Below are 20,529 nucleotides of genomic sequence, written 5' to 3'. Positions count from 1 at the left end.
ATTATCCGTTAAAGACTTTAGCCATTTTCACACCACGCTGCTGTGATACAGCGATTGCATCTCTTAGCTGAACTAGCGCATCGATGGTTGCCTTCACCACATTGTGTGGGTTGGAAGATCCTTTGGATTTCGCCAATACGTCGGTAACGCCGGCTGATTCCAATACTGCACGCATCGCACCACCGGCGATAACACCGGTACCTGCCGCTGCTGGCTTGATCAACACAAATCCTCCACCAAATTTACCAATTTGTTCGTGTGGAATAGTGCCTTTCAAAACCGGTACTTTCACCAGGTTTTTCTTTGCGTCTTCGATGCCTTTGGTGATCGCATCAGTCACTTCGTTGGCTTTACCCAATCCGTAACCTACTACACCCTGGCCATCACCTACTACTACGATTGCTGAGAAGGAGAATCTTCTACCACCTTTTACCACTTTGGCTACTCGGTTGATAGCTACTACTTTCTCTTTCAATTCTGTATCTGTAGCCCTAATGGGTTTTCTTCTTACTTGAGACATAACGATTAGAATTTAAGGCCTCCTTCTCTGGCGCCGTCTGCCAAAGCTTTTACATTACCATGATACAAGTAGCCGTTTCTGTCGAAAACTACTTCAGATACGCCATTTGCTATGGCTCTTTCGGCAAGTTTCTTGCCTACTTCTTTGGAAACTCCCACGTTGGTATTGGCTTTGGCGCCAAGCTCTTTGGAAGAGGCCTGAGCCAGGGTCTGACCTTTAAGGTCGTCCACCAATTGCGCATAGATGCCGGTATTGCTCTTGAATACTGACAAACGAGGTCTGGAATCGGTACCGGAGATCTTTCTGCGGATACCCTGCTTGATTCTAAGTCTTCTGGAATTCTTATTAAATGCCATAACCTATTATTTTTTACCGGCAGTTTTACCAGCCTTACGTCTAACTTGCTCACCAACGAAGCGCACACCTTTTCCTTTGTAAGGTTCAACCTTACGCAGGGATTTGATTTTCGCAGCGATTTGGCCGATCAACTCCTTGTCGATTCCTTCCAAAGTAATCACCGGGTTTTTACCTTTTGGAGTCTCCGTCTTAAGGGAAATCTCGCTAGGCAATGCCATGAAAATGCTGTGAGAATAGCCTAAGCTAAGCTCAAGCACCTGGCCCTGATTGGAAGCCTTGTAACCTACACCGACCAATTCCAAGTCTTTCTTGTAGCCTGTAGATACACCGATCACCATGTTGTTGATCAATGCTCTGTACAGTCCATGCATAGACTTGTGTCTCTTGGACTCGGTAGGTCTAGTGACAACGATGTCGTTGCCTTCTACCTTCACCTGAATATCGGGATTCACATCCTGAGTCAGTGTACCCTTTGGACCTTTAACAGTGACAGTTCCATGAGCTGACACGTCTACAGTAACACCGCTGGGTAGATTTATTGGTTTTTTACCTATTCTAGACATGATAGTAAATTAATATACGTAGCAAAGTACTTCGCCACCGATACCTTCGGTACGGGCTTCTTTGTCAGTCATCACACCTTTGGAGGTGGATACGATTGCAATGCCCAGACCGTTGATGACTCTAGGGAGCTCATCATGCTTGGCATATTTTCTCAAACCTGGAGTACTAACTCTCTCAAGGCTCACGATAGCGTTCTGCTTGGTAGTAGGATTGAACTTCAAAGCGATCTTGATAGTCCCTTGCGGGCCATTTTGCTCAAACTTATAGTTCTGGATGTACCCTTTGTCGTGCAGTACTTTAGTGATCTCCTTCTTGATGTTAGAAGCAGGTATCTCAACGATTCGGTGAGAAGCCTTGATGGCGTTTCTCAACCTGGTCAGATAATCAGCTATTGGATCAGTCATGATATTTATAGTCTAGCTCCACCCATTTTGGGCGTGCAAAGTTACGAATTGATTTTTAGAATAAAAACTACTGTCGTTTTTTTACCAGCTAGACTTGGTCACTCCAGGGATCTTGCCTGCTGAGGCCATCTCTCTAAAGGTAACCCTGTTGATACCAAACTTCCTCATGTAGCCCTTAGGTCTACCGGTCAGCTTGCAACGGTTGTGAAGTCTTACGGGGGAAGCATTCTTTGGCAATTTGTCAAGTGCTTCGTAGTCACCAGCAGCTTTCAGCTCGGCTCTCTTCTTGGCATACTTGGCTACCAGACGCTCTCTTTTTCTCTCACGAGCTTTGATGGATTCTTTTGCCATGATTATTCTTCTTTGTTTTTGTTAACGAATGGCATTCCGAAAGCCTTCAACAAGGTGAAGCTTTCTTCGTCTGTCTTGGCAGAAGTCACAAAAGTGATATCCATACCGGAGATTCTGTTTACCTTTTCGATAGAGATCTCAGGGAAGATGATCTGCTCAGTAACGCCGAGGGTATAGTTACCTCTTCCGTCGAAGCCTTTGTCAGAGATTCCTTTGAAGTCACGAACACGTGGCAACGCTACGGTCATCAAACGATCAAGGAATTCGTACATCTTCTCGCCTCTCAAGGTCACTTTAGCACCGATAGGCATGCCTTCTCTCAACTTAAAGTTGGAAACTGCAATCTTGGACTTGGTAGCCACAGCTTTTTGGCCAGTGATCAAAGACAGCTCTTCCACGCCTTGGTCTACCAACTTTTTGTCAGCTACCGCGGCACCGATCCCTTTGTTAAGGACGATCTTAGTCAAAGCAGGTACCTGCATGACAGAAGAATACTGGAATTTTTCTTTCAAAGCCGGAACGATATCGTTCAGGTACTTTTCTTTCATTCTTGGATTAGCCATTGATCACCTCCCCGGTTTTCTTTGAATACCTCACTAGTTTGCCGTTTTCTCCAGCCTTACGACCTGTACGGGTTGCTTCGCCAGTTTTTGGATCGACAAGCATCAGATTGCTGATGTGCAATGCTGCTTCCTTCTTCTCGATGCCGCCTTGTGGTTTAGCAGCAGTTGGCTTCACGTGCTTGGTGATCATGTTGATTCCTTCTACGTAAGCTCTGCTTTTTTCTGTGTCGACAGAAAGGACTTTCCCTGTTTTTCCTTTGTCATCACCTGAGATCACCTTAACGGTATCTCCGGTCTTTATATGCAGTTTCTGCTTTTTTGTCTTTCTTTCCATGATTACAATACTTCAGGGGCCAAGGAAATGATTTTCATAAACTGCTTCTCTCTGAGCTCTCTGGCCACTGGGCCGAAGATACGGGTACCTCTTGGCTCATCGTTGTTGTTCAACAACACGGCAGCATTGTCTTCAAATCGGATGTAAGAACCATCTTTGCGACGGATCTCTTTTTTAGTCCGAACGATTACCGCTTTGGAAACGGTACCTTTTTTCATGTTGCTGGAAGATAGGGCCGACTTTACAGTAACGACTACCTTATCACCGATCGAAGCATAACGCTTCCCAGTTCCTCCCAATACGCGGATCACAAGTACTTCTTTAGCACCTGAGTTATCTGCAACGCCTAGTCTGGATTCTTGCTGTATCATGATTACTTAGCCCTTTCAATAATTTCAACCAATCTCCAACGCTTGTTCTTGCTCAGCGGACGAGTTTCACTGATTTTTACGATGTCACCTGGGTGACACTCATTCTTCTCGTCATGAACCATAAATTTGGTAGTCTTGGCAACAAACTTTCCGTAAATGCCGTGCTTCACTTTACGTTCCACAGCGACTGTCACAGACTTGTCCATTTTGTTGCTTACGACTTTACCAATTCTCTCTTTGCGAAGATTTCTCTCAATCGTAGCCATTTTCTTTTCTGTTAGCTAGTTATTTGGAAGCTAATGCAGTCTTCAATCTTGCGACCAGACGCTTGGCTTCTCTGATTCTGTTAGGATTCTCAATTGGAGAAATCGAGTGGGCAAATTTCAGCTTGCTTAGATTCTCCTGCTCTGCGACAATTCGCTCTGCGATCTCACTTACGGAAAGTGATCTGATTTCAGTATTTTTCATAGTTTCTGATTATTCTGCGTAATCTCTACGAACCACAAATCTTGTACTTACGGGTAGCTTCTGCTGCGCAAGTCTCAACGCATCCTGAGCAATCTCCAGGCTGACGCCTGTAGCTTCGAAAAGGATTGTACCTGGTTTGATAACAGCCACCCAGTATTCTGGAGCACCTTTACCCTTACCCATACGAACCTCTGCGGGCTTTTTGGTGATCGGCTTGTCAGGGAAAATCCTGATCCAAACCTGACCTTCTCTCTTCATAGCTCTTGTCATGGCAATACGTGCTGCCTCGATCTGGCGAGAAGTAATCCATCCTGGCTCAAGGGATTTGATGCCAAAGTTGCCAAAAGAGAGTTCCGCCCCTCTAGTAGCAAGGCCTTTGACACGGCCCTTGTGCATTTTCCTAAATTTCGTTCTTTTCGGCTGTAACATGATTTCTCACTTATTCGGTGAAAATAGTTATTTCTTATTTCTGCGTCTTGGACCGTTTTCTCTGTCACCACGACCACCCTTAGGGTTTGGAGTGCGCTGGCCTTTTGGCTCGTTTGCAGCACCTTGGTTAGGAGAAAGGTCTCTTTTTCCGTACACTTCACCTTTGAAGATCCAGACTTTGATTCCGATGATTCCGTACACGGTAAGTGCTTCGGAAAGTGCGTAATCGATGTCAGCTCTCAGGGTGTGAAGGGGAATTCTTCCTTCTTTGTACATTTCAGAGCGGGCCATCTCGGCACCACCCAATCGACCAGAAAGTTTAACTTTGATTCCTTCCGCTCCCACTCTCATGGATGCCGCAATGGCTTGTTTCATTGCTCTTCTGAAGGAAATTCTAGCCTGAAGCTGCTGTGCGATAGATTCACCAACCAACTTGGCATCCAGTTCAGGACGCTTGATTTCGAAGATATTGATTTGAATATCCTTGTTGGTGATCTTCTTAAGCTCTTCTTTCAGCTTGTCTACTTCGGCTCCGCCTTTACCAATCACTACTCCTGGACGGGCAGTGTGGATCGTCAAGGTGATTCTCTTAAGCGTACGCTCGATGATCACTTTGGCAATACCTCCCTTAGGGATTCTGGCAAGGACATATTTACGGATTTGCTGATCTTCGGCAAGTTTCTCGGCGAAGTCTTTCCCACCATACCAGTTGGAATCCCAGCCTTTGACTACACCAAGTCTAAATCCTATTGGGTTAATCTTTTGTCCCATAGTCTCTCTTAATTTGCCTTTTCGTTTGTAACTACATCAGCGGTAACGTCTCCTGCGACAAAAGCGTCGACCACGAGGGTTACATGATTGGATCTTTTACGGATTCTGTGACCACGTCCCTGAGGAGCGGGTCTCAATCTCTTGAGAGATCTGCCTTCGTCTACCATGATAGTCTTGACGTACAGATCAGCTTCCTCAAGTTTCGCGTCAGGGTTTTTAGCCTGCCAGTTGGCAACCGCTGAAAGGAGAAGTTTCTCCAACTTCATAGCTCCATGGTTAGGAGTGAATTTCAGGATACTAAGTGCCAATCCTACTCTCTTGCCTCTCACGAGGTCAGCCACAAGGCGCATTTTGCGCGGGGATGTAGGAACGTTTTTTAATCTTGCTATTGCTTCCATGATTATCTCTTTCCTTTATCTTTTTTAGCAACGTGGCCTCGGAAGTTTCTGGTAGGAGCAAATTCACCCAGCTTGTGACCTACCATGTTGTCAGTGACAAACACCGGGATAAACTTGTTGCCGTTATGCACTGCGAAGGTATGGCCTACGAAATCCGGAGAAATCATAGATTTTCTTGACCAAGTCTTGATGACAGATTTTTTGCCGGACTCGTTCATGACATCTACTTTCTTCACCAGATGGTGCTCGATATAAGGACCTTTTTTTAATGAACGTGCCATAATTATTTAGATCTTTTGCTGATGATGAACTTGTTTGAATACTTCTTAGGTGCTCTGGTTTTCTTTCCTTTGGCAAGAAGACCTTTGCGGGATCTAGGATGTCCACCTGAAGAACGGCCTTCACCACCACCCATAGGGTGATCGACTGGGTTCATAGCCACACCTCTAGTACGAGGTCTCACTCCAAGCCATCTCTTACGACCTGCCTTACCTAGCACCACGTTCATGTGGTCAGCGTTGGACACGGTACCAATGGTAGCCATACATGCACCAAGCACTAGTCTCATTTCGCCAGAAGGAAGCTTCACAGTGACATACTTAGGGTCACGAGCTACGATCTGAGCGTATCCACCGGCACTTCTTGCCATGGCTCCACCCTTACCTGGCTTCAACTCCACGTTGTGCACGATTGTACCCATCGGGATATTGGCCATTGGCATGGCGTTGCCCACTTCTGGAGCAACCTGCTCGCCGGAAATCACTGTCTGCCCTACTGACAAACCTTCCGGGGCGATAATATAGGCCTTAGCTCCGTCAGCATAATATAGTAGGGCTAGACGTGCCGTTCTGTTTGGATCGTACTCGATAGCTTTCACTGTCGCAGGTACACCAAACTTGTTTCTTTTGAAGTCTACAATTCTGAGTCTTCTCTTGTGACCACCACCGATGTAGCGAGCGGTCATCTTGCCTGTATTATTTCTTCCGCCTGACTTCTTGATAGGAGCAAGGAGTGATTTTTCCGGTTTTGACTTGGTAATCTCGTCAAAAGCGGGAGCCACTCTGAATCTTGTCCCTGGAGTTACAGGCTTCAACTTTTTAATTGCCATGATATTGATTCAATTAAATTTCTCCGTAAAAATCAATTACCTCACCATCAGCTACCTGCACGATTGCTTTCTTGAAAGAATTGGTGAAGCCTGATACGATTTTGTTCTTGGTGTAGCGAGTCTTATGCTTCGCAGCATAGCGGATGGTACGCACTGATACCACCTTCACTCCGTAGGTTTTTTCCACCGCATTTCTGATCTGGATCTTGTCGGCGGTCTTTTCCACGATGAATCCGTAGACCCCCTTCTCGTTTCCAGCAGAAATCTTTTCTGTAATCAAAGGCTGCTTTAGAATATCCATTGTCTTATTTCGCTAAAATGGTTTCCAACTTACTTACAGATCCTTCGCACAGCACCAAGTGGTCAGCATTGAGGAGTTGGTAAGTATTTATATCATTCACAGTCACTACTTTCGCCTTTGGAAGGTTTCTGCTTGACAAGAACACGTTCTTGTTGTCTTCAGGAAGAACCAAAAGAGTCTTCTTGTCGGAAAGAGAAAGTCCATTCAACAACGCGATGTAGTTTTTGGTCTTTGGAGCATCAAATGCGAGGTCTTCCAATACCACCAGGCTGTTTTCGATCACTTTGTAAGAAAGTGCGGACTTACGAGCCAACTGCTTCACTTTTTTATTGAGTTTGAAAGAGTAGTCTCTTGGCTTAGGGCCGAATACTCTACCACCTCCACGGAAGTTTGGAGCCTTCAAGGATCCTGCACGGGCACCACCGGTACCTTTCTGCTTCTTGATCTTCTTGGTGGATCCAGCTACTTCGTTTCTTTCTTTTGATTTGTGGGTTCCCTGTCTTTGGTTGGCCAGGTACTGCTTCACATCCAGGTAGATTGCGTTATCGTTTGGTTCGATTGCAAAGATTTCGTCAGAAAGAGTCACCTTTCTACCTGTGTCTTGTCCTTTTTGATTGATTACTGCTAATTCCATGGCTTATTTCTCAAGAATTACGAAAGAGTTTTTAGGACCAGGCACTGAACCAGAAACCAACAGAAGGTTTTGCTCAGGATAGACTTTCAACACTCTCAGGTTGATCACTTTTACTCTGTCACCACCAGTTCTTCCGGCCATTCTCATGCCTTTGAAAACTCTTGATGGCCAAGAACATGCACCGATGGAACCTGGGTGTCTCTGTCTGTTGTGCTGACCGTGGGTTTGACCACCCACACCACCAAAACCATGACGCTTCACAACACCCTGGAAGCCTTTACCTTTTGAAGTACCGATAGCATCGACGAAGTCACCTTCTACGAATACCTCTCCTGCACTTACCGATTTTCCGAGATCAACCTGGCCTTCAAATTCGACCCTGAAGTCACGGAACTCAACAACTTTCTGCTTTGGCGTCGTACCGGCCTTTTTAAAGTGACCGATTAGTGGCTTAGGAGTGTTTTTCTCCTTACGCTCACCGAATGCCAACTGCACTGCGTTGTACCCGTCTGTTTCAACGTTTTTTACTTGCGTCACTACGCAAGGACCAGCTTCTATTAGCGTGCATGCGACGTTACGCCCATCGGCACTGAAAATGCTAGTCATTCCTACTTTTTTACCTATAATACCAGACATCTTTGATAAGATAATTTGATAATCCACAAGCGTTTACGCACTTGGGCCCTTTTTAAGGACTGCAAAGTTACTGAAATAAAATTCGGCAACAAATCCCAACTCTAATATTTTCAAACAATTAGAAGAAATTTCGTTTGGCCGGAGGCAGATTTCTGATCCTCGATCCAACTGAAATTCCGAAACGTCCCAAAAAACAAAAGGCCTGCGTGAGTTGCAGGCCTTTCGATATTGGAATTCCAAGTACTGTCAGACTTTGATCTCTACATCTACCCCACTTGGAAGCTCGATTTTCATCAAAGCATCCACTGTCTTGGAAGAGTTGGAGTAGATATCAACCAGTCTCTTGTAAGTACAAAGCTGATACTGATCTCTGGCTTTCTTGTTTACGTGTGGGGATTTCAACACAGTAAACTTTTCCTTTTTGGTAGGCAATGGAATAGGACCTACTACTACCGCGCCAGTGGCTTTTACAGCCTTCACGATCTTCTCTGATGACTTATCCACCAGGCTGTGATCGTATGATTTTAGTTTTATTCTGATTTTCTGGTTCATTTTCTTGAAGATTAGGCTTTATCACCTTTTACTTTAGCAATTACCGCTTCAGCTATGTTGTTAGGAACTGGCTCGTAGTGAGAGAAGGTCAAAGACGCTGTCGCTCTACCGGAAGTGATCGTTCTCAAATCAGTTACATACCCGAACAACTCAGACAAAGGAACGCTGGCCTTAACTACGGTAGAGGTACCTTTGGTATCCATCCCTTTCATCAAGCCTCTTCTTCTGTTCAAGTCACCTGTAATAGGACCTGTGTACTCGTCAGGGGTAACCACGTCAACAGCCATGATTGGCTCCAACAACTGTGGCTTACACTTTTTAGCAGCTTCCTTGAACCCGATTCTTGCTGCCAATTCGAAAGAAAGGGCATCTGAATCGACGTCGTGGTAGGATCCGTGAAACAATCTTACTTTCATCGCTTCGATAGGATAACCTGCCAAAGGACCGTTTTTCATTGCTTCTTGGAAACCTTTCTGAACTGGCGCGATGAATTCCTTAGGAATCACACCACCCACGATACCATTGACAAAGTCAAGTCCTGGCTTGATCTCTCCGGTTTCTGGATCAGGATCTTTTGGACCCAATTCGAATACGATATCGGCAAATTTACCTTTACCACCAGTCTGCTTTTTGTATACCTCTTTGTGCTCAATTGAGCCAAACAGTGCTTCCTTGTAAGCTACCTGAGGAGCACCTTGGTTGATTTCAACCTTGAATTCTCTCTTCAGACGGTCGATGATGATTTCTAGGTGAAGCTCACCCATACCTCTAAGGATAGTCTGGCCAGTCTCCTGGTCAGTGTTTACCTGCAGGGTTGGATCTTCTTCGATCAGTTTTGCAATCGCCATACCCAATTTATCCACGTCGGCCTGAGTTTTAGGCTCGATCGCATAGCCAATCACCGGCTCAGGGAATACCATGGACTCAAGAACTACCTTGCGTTTCTCGTCGCAAAGTGTATCTCCAGTTTTGATGTCTTTGAAGCCTACTACAGCGCCGATATCACCAGCCACCAATCTTTCGATTTGGTTTTGCTTGTTTGCATGCATCTGGAATACGCGGGAAATACGCTCCTTGCTGCCTGAACGGCTGTTGAAAACGTAAGATCCTGATTCCAACACGCCGGAATATGCTCTTACGAAGCAGAGACGACCAACAAATGGGTCGGTTGCAATCTTGAACGCCAAGCCGGTGAATGGCTCCTTCTCGTCAGGGTTGATCGCTACCTCTTCTTCTGTATCGATGCTAGTGGCGAAGATCGCGTCCTTATCCAGTGGAGAAGGAAGCAATTCCATCACCAAGTCAAGCATAGTCTGCACACCTTTATTTTTGAAGGAAGATCCGCAAACCATAGGGACGATTTTCATGTCAATGGTCGCAGCTCTAAGGGCCGTCAAGATCTCACCTTCAGTGATAGAGTTGGGATCGTCGAAGAATTTCTCCATCAATGACTCATCGTACTCAGCTACTGCCTCAAGCAGGTGCTCTCTGTACTGAGCCACTTCCTCTTCCATGTCTTCGGGGATAGGAACGATCTTGTAGGTCATCCCTTTGTCCTCTTCGTTCCACACCATTCCTCGGTTGTTGATCAAGTCAACTACACCTTGGAACTTGTCCTCAGCACCGATTGGAAGCTGCAACGGAACTGCATAGGATCCGAGCATTTCCTTCACTTGCTTACATACTTCCAAAAAGTTGGCGCCAGAACGGTCCATTTTGTTAACGAATCCGATTCGGGCTACCTTGTAATTATCAGCCAATCTCCAGTTGGTCTCAGACTGTGGCTCTACACCATCCACAGCGCTAAACAGGAAAACTAGACCGTCCAGAATACGAAGGGAACGGTTAACTTCAACAGTAAAGTCAACGTGTCCCGGAGTATCGATGATATTGACTTGATATTTATTGTCTCGGTAAGGCCAAAAAACGGTAGTAGCAGCCGAAGTAATGGTAATACCACGCTCCTGCTCCTGTGCCATCCAGTCCATGGTAGCAGCACCGTCGTGCACTTCGCCGATCTTGTGACTTACACCTGAGTAGTAAAGAATACGCTCAGTGGTAGTAGTTTTACCAGCATCAATGTGGGCTGCAATACCAATGTTTCTGGTATATCTTAAATCTCTTGCCATCCTAATTAAAATCTAAAGTGGGAGAATGCTTTGTTGGCTTCGGCCATTCTGTGGGTATCATCTTTCTTCTTCACAGCGGCTCCTTCGCCTTTTGCTGCTGCGATGATCTCACCTGCCAAACGGTCCATCATGGTCTTCTCACCTCTCTTGCGAGCGTAGTTGATCATCCACTTGATTCCAAGGGACATCTTTCTTTCAGGTCTGACTTCCATAGGAACCTGGAATGTAGCACCACCAACTCTACGACTCTTCACCTCTACGGATGGAGCAATATTGTTAAGCGCTTTTTTCCAAACTTCAAGACCATTCTCACCTACCTTAGTCTCTACCTTTGCTATCGCATCGTAGAAAATGGTATAAGCAATACTCTTCTTCCCGTCGAACATCAGACTGTTTACAAACTTAGTCACCAAAGTATCGTTGAACTTTGGGTCAGGAAGAATATATCTCTTCTTTGGTTTCGCTTTTCTCATTTCTTTTGAATGTTTTTATTATTTCTTTTTGCCTGGAGCTGCAGCAGGGGCACCCTTGCCAGCCTTAGGTCTTTTAGCACCGTACTTGGAGCGACCTTGCTTACGGTCTTTTACTCCGGCAGTATCCAATGCACCTCGGATGATGTGGTATCTTACACCTGGAAGATCCTTCACACGACCACCTCTGATCAATACAATAGAGTGCTCCTGTAAATTGTGACCTTCACCCGGAATGTAAGCGTTCACCTCTTTTCCGTTCGTCAATCTTACCCTAGCCACCTTTCTCATCGCAGAGTTTGGCTTCTTAGGGGTCGTAGTATATACCCTGGTACAAACACCTCTACGCTGTGGACACGCGTCCAAAGCCCGAGATTTCGATTTGATTTCCAGTGTATTTCTACCTTTTCTTACTAGCTGTTGAATAGTAGGCATTAACTGATAAAATTTAGTTTTCCTGTAAACTGTTAAATTTTGGACTGCAAAGGTAAAGAAAGTAATAAGAGTAACAAAATTAAGCAGTTATATTTTTGTTACGCTTCCCCAGGCGTACCGAAGGAAATAGGGAATGAGGGAGCGCCTCCTCCCTGCTGGATCTTTCCGAAGGCAGCCTCATACTTTTCGATGTTTTCTTTCAAAGCGGAAAGGAGCCTTTTTGCATGGTCAGGAGTCACGATGATCCTAGATTTCACTTTTGCCTTTGGCACGCCCGGCATCAATCGGATGAAATCGATCACAAACTCGGAATTGGAATGGGCTATCATCGCCAAGTTGGAATAGATGCCTTCCGCTACTTCTTCGGAAAGCTCCACATTGATCTGCTGATCTTGTCTTTTGTTGTCTTCCATCTTTTTTGGATTAAAAAAGGCCTGTACACGACATACAGGCCTTTTATGTTCAAATCAATTTTGATTAAAGGATCGCTTCACTGGATCTTCTGGAGGAGGTTTTCTCCATGTTTTCGGAGAGCTTTTCGTATTCTTCCTGAGAACCGACGATCAGATTTTGCAATCTTCTCTGTCCGGTACCCGCTGGGATCAAGTGACCCACGATTACGTTTTCTTTCAGACCCAACAGCTCGTCGCGCTTGCCTCGGATGGCAGCTTCGGAAAGCACCTTGGTAGTTTCCTGGAAGGAAGCCGCAGAGATGAAGGACTCAGTACCCAAAGAAGCAGCAGTGATACCCTGCAAAGTTGGGGCGGAAACGGCAGTCTCTGCATCTCTCACCTGCACCAGTTTCAAATCCTTGCGCTTCAGGCTGGAGTTTTCGTCTCTCAGTCTTCTTGCAGAAATGATCATACCTGGCTTCAACGTAGAAGAGTCTCCAGCATCCATCACCACTTTCTTATCGAGGATGTTGTCGTTTTCCTCACGGAAAGCCCACTTGTCCACGACTTGGTTTTGAAGAAATCCTGTGTCACCGGCATCAAGGATTTCAACCTTCTGCATCATCTGGGATACGATTACCTCGATATGCTTGTCGTTGATTTTCACCCCTTGAAGTCTGTAAACTTCTTGGATTTCATTCACCAAGTACTCTTGAACTGCAGTTGGACCTTTGATAGACAAGATGTCGTTTGGAGTAATCGCACCGTCAGAAAGTGGCTCACCCGCACGGATGAAGTCATTTTCCTGAACCAGGATGTGCTTGGAAAGAGATACCATGTATTTCTTAATCACGCCATCCTTAGATTCGATGATGATCTCTCTATTACCACGCTTGATACCACCATAAGTTACTACACCGTCGATTTCAGAAACCACAGCCGGATTGGATGGGTTACGTGCTTCGAACAATTCGGTAACTCGTGGAAGACCACCGGTGATATCTCGAGTCTTACCTACTGATCTTGGGATCTTCACCAAGATCTGACCAGCTTTTACTTTCTCGCCAACTTCCACTGCCAGGTGAGCCCCAACTGGAATGTTATATCCCTTGGAATCTTCACCGTAATTGATGACGATCGCTGGGTTTTTGGTTCTGTCTTTGGTCTCGATGATTACTTTCTCACGGAAACCGGTCTGATCATCGGCTACTTCTTTGTAAGTGATGCCTTCTACGATTGCTTCGAATTCAACTGAACCGTCAAATTCAGAAAGGATAACCGCATTGTAAGGATCCCAAGTACATAGAGATTGGCCCTTGGAGATTTTCTGACCGTCTTTCACGTTCAACAAAGCACCATAAGGTACGTGGTTGGACACCAAAGTCTTACCAGTCTTCGCATCGTTGATCTTGATCTCACCCGAACGTCCCATTACGATGGTGATTGCCTCACCGTCTTTGTTGGTCGTCTCGATGAATCTCAGTTCTTCTTCGAATTCAATCACCCCATCAAACTTCGCCGGGATGGATGCATCTACCGCCATGTTGGAAGCAGTACCACCCACGTGGAAGGTTCTCAAGGTAAGCTGGGTACCTGGCTCACCGATAGATTGCGCGGCGATTACACCTACAGACTCACCGGATTGTACCATCTTGCCAGTAGCCAAGTTTCTTCCGTAGCACTTCGCACAGACACCTCTGCGAGTTTCGCAAGTCAAGACCGATCTGATTTCTACCTCTTCGATTGCGGACTCATCCACCATCTTGGCAACCTCATCACCGATTTCAACTCCAGCAGGAACGATCAATTGATCTGTTACTGGATCATAGACATCGTGTACAGAGACTCTTCCAAGGATTCGCTCAGAAAGTGGCTCGACGATTTCATCGTTGTCTTTCAACGGCTGAACCACCAAACCTCTCAACGTACCGCAATCCTCCTCGGTGATGATCATATCTTGTGCTACGTCTACCAAACGACGAGTCAAGTAACCCGCATCGGCAGTTTTCAAAGCCGTATCCGCAAGACCCTTACGAGCACCGTGAGTAGAAATGAAGTACTCCAATACGTCCAGACCCTCTTTGAAGTTTGAAAGGATTGGGTTTTCGATGATTTCACCAACAGAACCTTGAAGGTTTTTCTGCGGCTTAGCCATCAGACCTCTCATCCCACCCAACTGACGAATCTGCTCTCTGGAACCACGGGCACCGGAGTGCATCATCATGTAGATAGCATTGAATCCTTGCTTATCCTCTTCCATCTTCTTCATCAGATTGTTAGTCAAATGAGAGTTGGTACGAGTCCAGATATCAATTACTTGGTTGTAACGTTCGTTGTCGGTGATCAGACCCATGAGGTAGTTGTTCCATACTTGGTCCACTTCCTCTTTCGCTTTCGCGATCATTGGCTCTTTTTCCTCTGGGATGATAACGTCGTTAAGACCCATAGAGAGACCACCTTGGTATGCCATCTGGAATCCTAGATGCTTGATATCATCCAAGAACTGCGCAGTACGGGCGATACCACAAACTTTTACTACCTCAGCGATAATCTGCTGAAGCTTTTTCTTAGTCAATAGTTCGTTGACATAACCAACTTCCTCAGGCACGAACTGGTTAAAGATCAATCGACCAGCAACAGTTTCGATGATTTGATCTTTGATCTCGCCTTCGGCAGTTCTTACTTTCACCTTACACTTGATATTCGCGTGCTTGGAGATTTTGCCTTCGTTCAATGCAATGATCACTTCTTCAGTGCTGTAGAAAGTCATACCTTCGCCAGCTACTACCTCTTCAGGAGTTGATTTTTTGCCTTTGGTCACATAGTAAAGACCCAAAACCATGTCTTGAGATGGTACAGTAATAGGTGCACCGTTCGCAGGGTTAAGGATGTTGTGAGCAGAAAGCATCAAAGTAGAAGCTTCCAAGATCGCCTCGTGTCCAAGTGGTACGTGAACCGCCATCTGGTCACCGTCAAAGTCGGCGTTGAATGCAGTACATACCAGTGGGTGAAGTTGGATCGCTTTTCCTTCGATCAATTTTGGTTGGAACGCTTGGATACCCAATCTGTGAAGAGTTGGGGCACGGTTTAGGAGCACAGGGTGTCCTTTCAATACGTTTTCCAAAATATCCCAAACCACTGGATCTTTACGATCAACGATTTTCTTGGCAGATTTTACGGTCTTAACAATCCCTCTTTCGATCAGTTTTCTGATGATAAATGGTTTGAAAAGCTCCGCTGCCATATTTTTAGGAAGACCACATTCGTGCAGTTTCAGCTCTGGACCTACTACGATTACAGAACGACCGGAGTAATCCACACGCTTACCGAGCAAGTTTTGACGGAATCGACCTTGCTTACCTTTCAACATGTCAGAAAGGGATTTCAAAGCACGGTTACCATCGGATCTTACCGCATTTACTTTTCTGGAGTTGTCGAACAGTGAATCCACAGCTTCCTGTAGCATACGCTTCTCGTTTCTCAAGATCACCTCTGGAGCTTTGATATCGATCAATCTCTTCAGACGGTTGTTACGGATGATTACTCTTCTGTACAAGTCGTTCAAGTCAGAAGTAGCGAATCTACCGCCATCCAAAGGAACCAATGGACGCAATTCCGGTGGAATTACAGGAACCATTCTTACTACCATCCACTCTGGACGGTTTTCGATACGGGTTCTGGCATCACGGAATGCTTCTACCACTTTAAGTCGCTTCAAAGCTTCTGCTTTTCTCTGCTGAGAAGTGTCAGTTGCGGCTTGGTGACGAAGAGAGTAGGAAAGGTCATCGAGATCCAATCTTGCCAACAACATCTCCAAAGCCTCAGCGCCCATCTTAGCGATGAATTTGGTAGGATCCTCGTCATCCAAAGTATGGTTTTCCTTTGGAAGCTTGTCCATAATGTCCAAGTATTCGTCCTCAGTCAAGAAGTCGAGATACTGAACACCTTCTTCTGCCTTCACTCCAGCCTGTACTACCACATATCGCTCGTAATACACGATCTGATCCAATTTCTTGGTTGGAAGACCCAGCAGGTAGCCGATTTTGTTTGGAAGGGACTTGAAGTACCAGATGTGTGCTACCGGCACCACCAATTCGATGTGTCCCATTCGCTCACGACGAACTTTTTTCTCAGTCACTTCCACACCGCAACGGTCGCAAATAATGCCTTTGTAACGGATGCGCTTGTATTTACCACAATGACATTCCCAGTCTTTGACCGGACCAAAGATCCTCTCGCAGAACAAACCACCCATTTCAGGCTTATAGGTTCTGTAGTTGATGGTCTCTGGCTGAGTTACCTCACCATTGGAGCTGTCCAGAATGGATTCTGGAGAGGCCAAGCTGATGGTCACTCGGGAGAAATCGTTGTTGAGTTTTTTATTTTTTCTAAACGACATAATGTTTTGAGATATGTTCAGGGCGGTGCCCGCCCCTTGAGCCAAATTAATCCAGGGTAATTTCAAGAGCCAAGCCTCTCAACTCATGAACCAATACATTGAATGATTCAGGGATGTTTGGCTTAGGAAGGTTTTCACCCTTCACAATAGCTTCGTAAGCTTTTGCTCTACCGATTACGTCATCAGACTTGACAGTCAGGATCTCCTGAAGTACGTGGGATGCTCCGAATGCCTCAAGAGCCCACACTTCCATCTCTCCGAAACGCTGTCCCCCAAACTGCGCCTTACCACCCAATGGTTGCTGGGTAATGAGCGAGTATGGACCGATGGAACGGGCGTGCATCTTGTCGTCAACCAAGTGGCCCAGCTTCAGCATGTAGGCTACACCTACAGTGACCGGCTGGTCAAACTTGTTTCCGGAAAGACCGTCGTAGAGGTAGGTACGTCCATAAGCTGGCACTCCCGCTGCTTCCAATTCGGCAGAAACTTCATCCAATGAAGCCCCATCGAAGATTGGAGTGGCGAATTTCTTGCCTGTCTTCTGTCCAGCCCAAGCCAAAACGGTCTCGAAGATCTGTCCGATGTTCATTCGGGAAGGTACCCCAAGTGGGTTCAACACGATGTCCATTGGCGTTCCGTCTTCCAAGAAAGGCATGTCCTCGTCTCTTACGATTCTGGCGACGATACCTTTGTTACCGTGGCGACCCGCCATTTTATCACCCACTTTCAGCTTGCGCTTCTTGGCGATGTAAACTTTGGCAAGCTTCACGATTCCAGCTGGCAATTCGTCTCCAACTTCCAGCGTAAATCTGTCACGCTTGAACAGGCCAGAGATTTCGTTTCTGGAATTGGTGTAGTTCTTCACCAATTTCACAATGAGTGAGTTGGTGTGTGCGTCTTCAGTCCAGTCATCCAAGATGATGTCAGAAACCAAGTTTGCTTCCTCTGGAACATTGTAGTTAGACTCGTCTCTGTAAGGGTTCTTAGCAGGGAAGAGGTTGTTTTCAATGTTCTTCAGGTTGAATTTCACGCCTTTGCTGATGATCTCATCGCCAAACTTGTGTCTTACACCTTGAGAGGTTTTGCCATCCAGAATGGTCACGAGCTTGTTGATCATCTTGGCTCTGATACCCAAAAGGTCTTTGGAATATTTTGCCTTCAGTTTCTCAACTTCGGCTTTAGACTTCGCTCTATTGTCTTTGTCCTTCTTAGGTCTGGAGAAGAGTTTGGTCTCGATTACCACGCCATTCAAGGATGGAGAAGCTTTCAAAGATGCATCTTTTACATCACCAGCTTTGTCACCAAAGATCGCTCTCAAAAGTTTCTCTTCAGGAGTCGGATCAGTTTCTCCCTTAGGAGTGATCTTACCGATGATGATGTCGCCTTCCTTCACTTCGGCTCCAATACGGATGATACCGTTTTCGTCCAAGTGCTTCACGGCCTCTTCAGACACGTTCGGAATCTCAGAAGTCAATTCTTCTTCACCACGTTTGGTATCACGAACTTCAAGTTGGAACTCTTCCACGTGGATGGAAGTAAAGATGTCCTCACGAACTACACGCTCGGAGATTACGATCGCATCCTCGAAGTTGTATCCTTGCCAAGGCATGTAGGCTACTTTCAGGTTTTTACCCAAAGCAAGCTCACCCTTGTTGGTGGAATAGCCTTCTACCAAAACTTGGCCTTTCTCTACTTTCTGTCCTTTGAGTACCAAAGGAGTCAAGTTGATCGTGGTGTCTTGGTTAGTTCTTCGGAACTTGATCAAATCGTAAGTTTTGTATTCGTTGGTGAAGTTCACCAAAAGCTCGTCTGAAGTCAGATCGTACTTGATGGTGATTTTCTTCGCGTCCACGAACTCAACCACACCATTTGCCTCTGCTATGATCAGGGCCCTAGAGTCAATAGCTGCTTTGCCTTCCAAACCTGTACCCACGATTGGAGCTTCAGCTTTCAATAAGGGTACTGCTTGTCGTTGCATGTTGGATCCCATCAAGGCACGGTTAGCATCATCGTGCTCCAAGAACGGAATCAAGGATGCAGCTACCGATACGATCTGGTTTGGCGCAACGTCCATATAGGAGATTTCGCTAGGCTCCAAAACCGGGAAGTCACCTTCGAATCTGGCCTTCACTTTTTCGTTGACAAAAGTACCGGCCTCATCCAAAGGAGCATTTGCCTGCGCGATGTTGTGGTTATCTTCTTCTTCCGCGGTGAGGAAAACAATTTCCTCAGGCTTCATACCGACTTTACCATCCTTCACCTTTCTATAAGGAGTCTCCAGGAATCCCATGGAGTTCACTTTCGCGTGAACGCAGAGAGAAGAGATCAAACCAATGTTTGGACCTTCAGGAGTTTCGATCGTACACAAACGGCCATAGTGCGTGTAGTGAACGTCACGAACCTCGAAACCTGCTCTTTCCCTGGAAAGACCACCTGGACCCAAAGCCGAAAGTCTTCTCTTGTGAGTCAACTCCGCGAGCGGGTTGGTCTGGTCCATGAACTGAGAAAGCTGGTTGGTGCCAAAGAAGGAGTTGATCACGGAAGAAAGCGTGCGGGCATTGATCAAGTCGACTGGTTTGAAGTCTTCATTGTCACGAACGTTCATTCGTTCACGGATCGTTCTTGCCATTCTGGCCAAACCTACTCCGAACTGGCTGTAAAGCTGCTCACCTACAGTTCTCACTCGTCTGTTGGACAAGTGGTCAATGTCATCGACTACTGCCTTTGAGTTGATCAAACCGATGAGGTATTTCACGATGGAAATGATGTCCTCCTTGGTCAATACAATCTTCTCAGGCTCGATGTTCAGTCCGAGTTTTTTGTTTATTCTATAACGTCCAACTTCACCAAGATCGTAACGCTTGTCCGAGAAGAACAAGCTTTGGATTACCTCGCGGGCAGTAGCCTCATCAGGAGCCTCGGTGTTTCTCAGTTGACGATAGATTACCTCTACCGCCTCTTTCTCAGAGTTGGAATTGTCTTTTTGTAATGTATTGTAGATGATCGAGAAGTCGGCCACGTTCACATCCTCTCTGTGGAGAATGATGGATTTGGAGCCAGAATCCAAGATCATTTCGATGTCTTCTTCAGTAAGAACAGTGTCACGCTCAAGTAACACTTCATTTCTGTCGATGGAGACTACCTCACCAGTATCTTCATCCACGAAATCTTCTACCCAGGTTCTCAAAACCCTAGCTGCAAGCTTTCTTCCTCCGGCCTTCTTCAGGGCAGCTTTTGTAGCAGCCACTTCCTCAGAAAGACCAAACAGATCGAGAATATCCTTATCAGAGCCGTAGCCGATCGCCCTCAAGAGCGTGGTAACCGGGAACTTTTTCTTACGGTCGATGTAAGCATACATGACATTGTTGATGTCTGTCGCAAACTCGATCCAAGAACCTTTGAAAGGAATAATTCTGGCAGAGTAGAGTTTGGTACCGTTGGTGTGTTTGCTTTGCGCAAAGAACACACCCGGGGAACGGTGAAGTTGGGATACAATCACACGCTCTGCCCCATTGATTACAAAGGAGCCCTTTTCGGTCATGTAGGGCAAATTGCCAAGGAACACCTCTTGCTCGATTGTTTCGAAATCCTCGTTGTCTTCGTCGTGGCAAAGCAATCTCAACTTTGCTTTGAGCGGAACAGAATAGGTCAGTCCCCTGTCTATGCACTCTTCCACGCTGTACTTGGGCGGGTCTACTGCATAATCGATGAATTCCAGTGTAAAATTCTCTCTGGAATCACTGATCGGGAAGTTTTCGGCGAAAACTTTGAACAAGCCATCTGCCCGTCGCTTCTCTGCTGGGGTATCCAGCTGGAAAAAGTCCTTGAAGGACTGCAGCTGGATATCGAGAAAATCGGGATAGTCTTTGACCACCTTAATGGAGGAGAAACTTTTCCTTTCGGTTTGATTCTTGATAGCCAAGGTAGTGTATAGTTTATGGTG

Annotated in this window: 25 protein-coding genes; all 25 read right to left on the bottom strand. The window is 45.9% G+C overall.

What is annotated here, in order from left to right; translation table 11 throughout:
* Position 1: 1 nt before the first annotated feature.
* The gene (gene rpsE, locus J0A67_RS19025; protein WP_206570971.1) at positions 2–520 is read right to left on the bottom strand and encodes a 30S ribosomal protein S5; all 519 of its coding nucleotides are present in this window, start codon (positions 518–520) and stop codon (positions 2–4) included.
* 5 nt (positions 521–525) lie between these two features.
* Complete coding sequence (rplR, locus tag J0A67_RS19020) at positions 526–876, bottom strand: 50S ribosomal protein L18 (protein WP_119476301.1); 351 nt, start codon at positions 874–876, stop codon at positions 526–528.
* Between the two features lie 6 nt (positions 877–882).
* The gene (gene rplF / locus J0A67_RS19015; RefSeq protein WP_206570970.1) at positions 883–1,440 is read right to left on the bottom strand and encodes a 50S ribosomal protein L6; all 558 of its coding nucleotides are present in this window, start codon (positions 1,438–1,440) and stop codon (positions 883–885) included.
* Positions 1,441–1,449: 9 nt separating this feature from the next.
* Complete coding sequence (rpsH, locus tag J0A67_RS19010) at positions 1,450–1,845, bottom strand: 30S ribosomal protein S8 (protein WP_206570969.1); 396 nt, start codon at positions 1,843–1,845, stop codon at positions 1,450–1,452.
* A gap of 81 nt (positions 1,846–1,926) precedes the next feature.
* A complete protein-coding gene (rpsN, locus tag J0A67_RS19005) occupies positions 1,927–2,196 on the bottom strand; it encodes a 30S ribosomal protein S14 (RefSeq protein ID WP_206570968.1) in 270 nt (89 codons plus the stop codon).
* Between the two features lie 2 nt (positions 2,197–2,198).
* The gene (gene rplE, locus J0A67_RS19000) at positions 2,199–2,759 is read right to left on the bottom strand and encodes a 50S ribosomal protein L5 (protein ID WP_206570967.1); all 561 of its coding nucleotides are present in this window, start codon (positions 2,757–2,759) and stop codon (positions 2,199–2,201) included.
* Positions 2,752–3,093 (bottom strand): 50S ribosomal protein L24, encoded by a 342-nt coding sequence (rplX, locus tag J0A67_RS18995; RefSeq protein WP_236021340.1) that lies wholly within the window; start codon positions 3,091–3,093, stop codon positions 2,752–2,754. The genes rplE and rplX overlap by 8 nt, the downstream gene beginning before the upstream one ends.
* A gap of 2 nt (positions 3,094–3,095) precedes the next feature.
* Positions 3,096–3,464: a 50S ribosomal protein L14 gene (rplN, locus tag J0A67_RS18990; RefSeq protein WP_026966248.1), complete on the bottom strand. Its 369-nt coding sequence runs from the start codon at positions 3,462–3,464 to the stop codon at positions 3,096–3,098.
* Between the two features lie 2 nt (positions 3,465–3,466).
* Complete coding sequence (gene rpsQ / locus J0A67_RS18985) at positions 3,467–3,730, bottom strand: 30S ribosomal protein S17 (RefSeq protein WP_206570966.1); 264 nt, start codon at positions 3,728–3,730, stop codon at positions 3,467–3,469.
* A 19-nt stretch (positions 3,731–3,749) separates the two neighbouring features.
* Complete coding sequence (gene rpmC / locus J0A67_RS18980; protein WP_206570965.1) at positions 3,750–3,932, bottom strand: 50S ribosomal protein L29; 183 nt, start codon at positions 3,930–3,932, stop codon at positions 3,750–3,752.
* A 9-nt stretch (positions 3,933–3,941) separates the two neighbouring features.
* Positions 3,942–4,361, bottom strand: coding sequence for a 50S ribosomal protein L16 (gene rplP / locus J0A67_RS18975; protein WP_077346316.1), 420 nt, complete (start codon positions 4,359–4,361; stop codon positions 3,942–3,944).
* Positions 4,362–4,388: 27 nt separating this feature from the next.
* A complete protein-coding gene (gene rpsC, locus J0A67_RS18970; RefSeq protein WP_206570964.1) occupies positions 4,389–5,132 on the bottom strand; it encodes a 30S ribosomal protein S3 in 744 nt (247 codons plus the stop codon).
* Between the two features lie 8 nt (positions 5,133–5,140).
* The gene (rplV, locus tag J0A67_RS18965) at positions 5,141–5,530 is read right to left on the bottom strand and encodes a 50S ribosomal protein L22 (RefSeq protein WP_206570963.1); all 390 of its coding nucleotides are present in this window, start codon (positions 5,528–5,530) and stop codon (positions 5,141–5,143) included.
* 2 nt (positions 5,531–5,532) lie between these two features.
* The gene (gene rpsS, locus J0A67_RS18960) at positions 5,533–5,811 is read right to left on the bottom strand and encodes a 30S ribosomal protein S19 (protein WP_206570962.1); all 279 of its coding nucleotides are present in this window, start codon (positions 5,809–5,811) and stop codon (positions 5,533–5,535) included.
* Between the two features lie 2 nt (positions 5,812–5,813).
* The gene (gene rplB, locus J0A67_RS18955) at positions 5,814–6,638 is read right to left on the bottom strand and encodes a 50S ribosomal protein L2 (RefSeq protein WP_206570961.1); all 825 of its coding nucleotides are present in this window, start codon (positions 6,636–6,638) and stop codon (positions 5,814–5,816) included.
* A 13-nt stretch (positions 6,639–6,651) separates the two neighbouring features.
* On the bottom strand, positions 6,652–6,939 hold the full coding sequence (gene rplW / locus J0A67_RS18950) for a 50S ribosomal protein L23 (RefSeq protein ID WP_206570960.1): 288 nt from the start codon (positions 6,937–6,939) through the stop codon (positions 6,652–6,654).
* Positions 6,940–6,943: 4 nt separating this feature from the next.
* Positions 6,944–7,573, bottom strand: coding sequence for a 50S ribosomal protein L4 (rplD, locus tag J0A67_RS18945; RefSeq protein WP_206570959.1), 630 nt, complete (start codon positions 7,571–7,573; stop codon positions 6,944–6,946).
* A gap of 3 nt (positions 7,574–7,576) precedes the next feature.
* The gene (rplC, locus tag J0A67_RS18940) at positions 7,577–8,209 is read right to left on the bottom strand and encodes a 50S ribosomal protein L3 (RefSeq protein ID WP_206570958.1); all 633 of its coding nucleotides are present in this window, start codon (positions 8,207–8,209) and stop codon (positions 7,577–7,579) included.
* A gap of 246 nt (positions 8,210–8,455) precedes the next feature.
* On the bottom strand, positions 8,456–8,761 hold the full coding sequence (gene rpsJ, locus J0A67_RS18935) for a 30S ribosomal protein S10 (RefSeq protein ID WP_024284766.1): 306 nt from the start codon (positions 8,759–8,761) through the stop codon (positions 8,456–8,458).
* 11 nt (positions 8,762–8,772) lie between these two features.
* Positions 8,773–10,890, bottom strand: a complete 2,118-nt coding sequence (gene fusA, locus J0A67_RS18930) for an elongation factor G (protein ID WP_206570957.1) — start codon at positions 10,888–10,890, stop codon at positions 8,773–8,775.
* 5 nt (positions 10,891–10,895) lie between these two features.
* Positions 10,896–11,363: a 30S ribosomal protein S7 gene (gene rpsG / locus J0A67_RS18925; protein ID WP_206570956.1), complete on the bottom strand. Its 468-nt coding sequence runs from the start codon at positions 11,361–11,363 to the stop codon at positions 10,896–10,898.
* A gap of 18 nt (positions 11,364–11,381) precedes the next feature.
* On the bottom strand, positions 11,382–11,795 hold the full coding sequence (rpsL, locus tag J0A67_RS18920; RefSeq protein WP_026953260.1) for a 30S ribosomal protein S12: 414 nt from the start codon (positions 11,793–11,795) through the stop codon (positions 11,382–11,384).
* A 98-nt stretch (positions 11,796–11,893) separates the two neighbouring features.
* Positions 11,894–12,208, bottom strand: coding sequence for a DUF3467 domain-containing protein (locus tag J0A67_RS18915; RefSeq protein WP_206570955.1), 315 nt, complete (start codon positions 12,206–12,208; stop codon positions 11,894–11,896).
* Positions 12,209–12,272: 64 nt separating this feature from the next.
* On the bottom strand, positions 12,273–16,586 hold the full coding sequence (gene rpoC, locus J0A67_RS18910; RefSeq protein ID WP_206570954.1) for a DNA-directed RNA polymerase subunit beta': 4,314 nt from the start codon (positions 16,584–16,586) through the stop codon (positions 12,273–12,275).
* 46 nt (positions 16,587–16,632) lie between these two features.
* Positions 16,633–20,508: a DNA-directed RNA polymerase subunit beta gene (gene rpoB, locus J0A67_RS18905; RefSeq protein ID WP_206570953.1), complete on the bottom strand. Its 3,876-nt coding sequence runs from the start codon at positions 20,506–20,508 to the stop codon at positions 16,633–16,635.
* Positions 20,509–20,529 lie beyond the last annotated feature (21 nt).

Source organism: Algoriphagus aestuariicola (assembly GCF_017254835.1).
In the GTDB taxonomy this organism is placed as follows: Bacteria; Bacteroidota; Bacteroidia; order Cytophagales; family Cyclobacteriaceae; genus Algoriphagus; species Algoriphagus aestuariicola.
Note: the sequence above shows the minus strand (reverse complement) of the source record. Positions and strands in the feature narration are given on the sequence as shown.

Excerpts from the sequence above, each read along its gene's own strand:
- rplP (WP_077346316.1), bottom strand. The coding sequence starts at position 4,361 with ATGTTACAGCCGAAAAGAACGAAATTTAGGAAAATGCACAAGGGCCGT.
- rplD (WP_206570959.1), bottom strand. The coding sequence starts at position 7,573 with ATGGAATTAGCAGTAATCAATCAAAAAGGACAAGACACAGGTAGAAAG.
- J0A67_RS18915 (WP_206570955.1), bottom strand. The coding sequence starts at position 12,208 with ATGGAAGACAACAAAAGACAAGATCAGCAGATCAATGTGGAGCTTTCC.
- rplB (WP_206570961.1), bottom strand. The coding sequence starts at position 6,638 with ATGGCAATTAAAAAGTTGAAGCCTGTAACTCCAGGGACAAGATTCAGA.
- rpoC (WP_206570954.1), bottom strand. The coding sequence starts at position 16,586 with ATGTCGTTTAGAAAAAATAAAAAACTCAACAACGATTTCTCCCGAGTG.
- rplV (WP_206570963.1), bottom strand. The coding sequence starts at position 5,530 with ATGGAAGCAATAGCAAGATTAAAAAACGTTCCTACATCCCCGCGCAAA.
- rplR (WP_119476301.1), bottom strand. The coding sequence starts at position 876 with ATGGCATTTAATAAGAATTCCAGAAGACTTAGAATCAAGCAGGGTATC.
- rplE (WP_206570967.1), bottom strand. The coding sequence starts at position 2,759 with ATGGCTAATCCAAGAATGAAAGAAAAGTACCTGAACGATATCGTTCCG.
- rplW (WP_206570960.1), bottom strand. The coding sequence starts at position 6,939 with ATGGATATTCTAAAGCAGCCTTTGATTACAGAAAAGATTTCTGCTGGA.
- rplF (WP_206570970.1), bottom strand. The coding sequence starts at position 1,440 with ATGTCTAGAATAGGTAAAAAACCAATAAATCTACCCAGCGGTGTTACT.
- rpsN (WP_206570968.1), bottom strand. The coding sequence starts at position 2,196 with ATGGCAAAAGAATCCATCAAAGCTCGTGAGAGAAAAAGAGAGCGTCTG.
- fusA (WP_206570957.1), bottom strand. The coding sequence starts at position 10,890 with ATGGCAAGAGATTTAAGATATACCAGAAACATTGGTATTGCAGCCCAC.
- rpsE (WP_206570971.1), bottom strand. The coding sequence starts at position 520 with ATGTCTCAAGTAAGAAGAAAACCCATTAGGGCTACAGATACAGAATTG.
- rpsH (WP_206570969.1), bottom strand. The coding sequence starts at position 1,845 with ATGACTGATCCAATAGCTGATTATCTGACCAGGTTGAGAAACGCCATC.
- rpsL (WP_026953260.1), bottom strand. The coding sequence starts at position 11,795 with ATGCCTACTATTCAACAGCTAGTAAGAAAAGGTAGAAATACACTGGAA.
- rplX (WP_236021340.1), bottom strand. The coding sequence starts at position 3,093 with ATGGAAAGAAAGACAAAAAAGCAGAAACTGCATATAAAGACCGGAGAT.
- rplC (WP_206570958.1), bottom strand. The coding sequence starts at position 8,209 with ATGTCTGGTATTATAGGTAAAAAAGTAGGAATGACTAGCATTTTCAGT.
- rplN (WP_026966248.1), bottom strand. The coding sequence starts at position 3,464 with ATGATACAGCAAGAATCCAGACTAGGCGTTGCAGATAACTCAGGTGCT.
- rpmC (WP_206570965.1), bottom strand. The coding sequence starts at position 3,932 with ATGAAAAATACTGAAATCAGATCACTTTCCGTAAGTGAGATCGCAGAG.
- rpsC (WP_206570964.1), bottom strand. The coding sequence starts at position 5,132 with ATGGGACAAAAGATTAACCCAATAGGATTTAGACTTGGTGTAGTCAAA.
- rpsG (WP_206570956.1), bottom strand. The coding sequence starts at position 11,363 with ATGAGAAAAGCGAAACCAAAGAAGAGATATATTCTTCCTGACCCAAAG.
- rpsJ (WP_024284766.1), bottom strand. The coding sequence starts at position 8,761 with ATGAACCAGAAAATCAGAATAAAACTAAAATCATACGATCACAGCCTG.
- rpsS (WP_206570962.1), bottom strand. The coding sequence starts at position 5,811 with ATGGCACGTTCATTAAAAAAAGGTCCTTATATCGAGCACCATCTGGTG.
- rpsQ (WP_206570966.1), bottom strand. The coding sequence starts at position 3,730 with ATGGCTACGATTGAGAGAAATCTTCGCAAAGAGAGAATTGGTAAAGTC.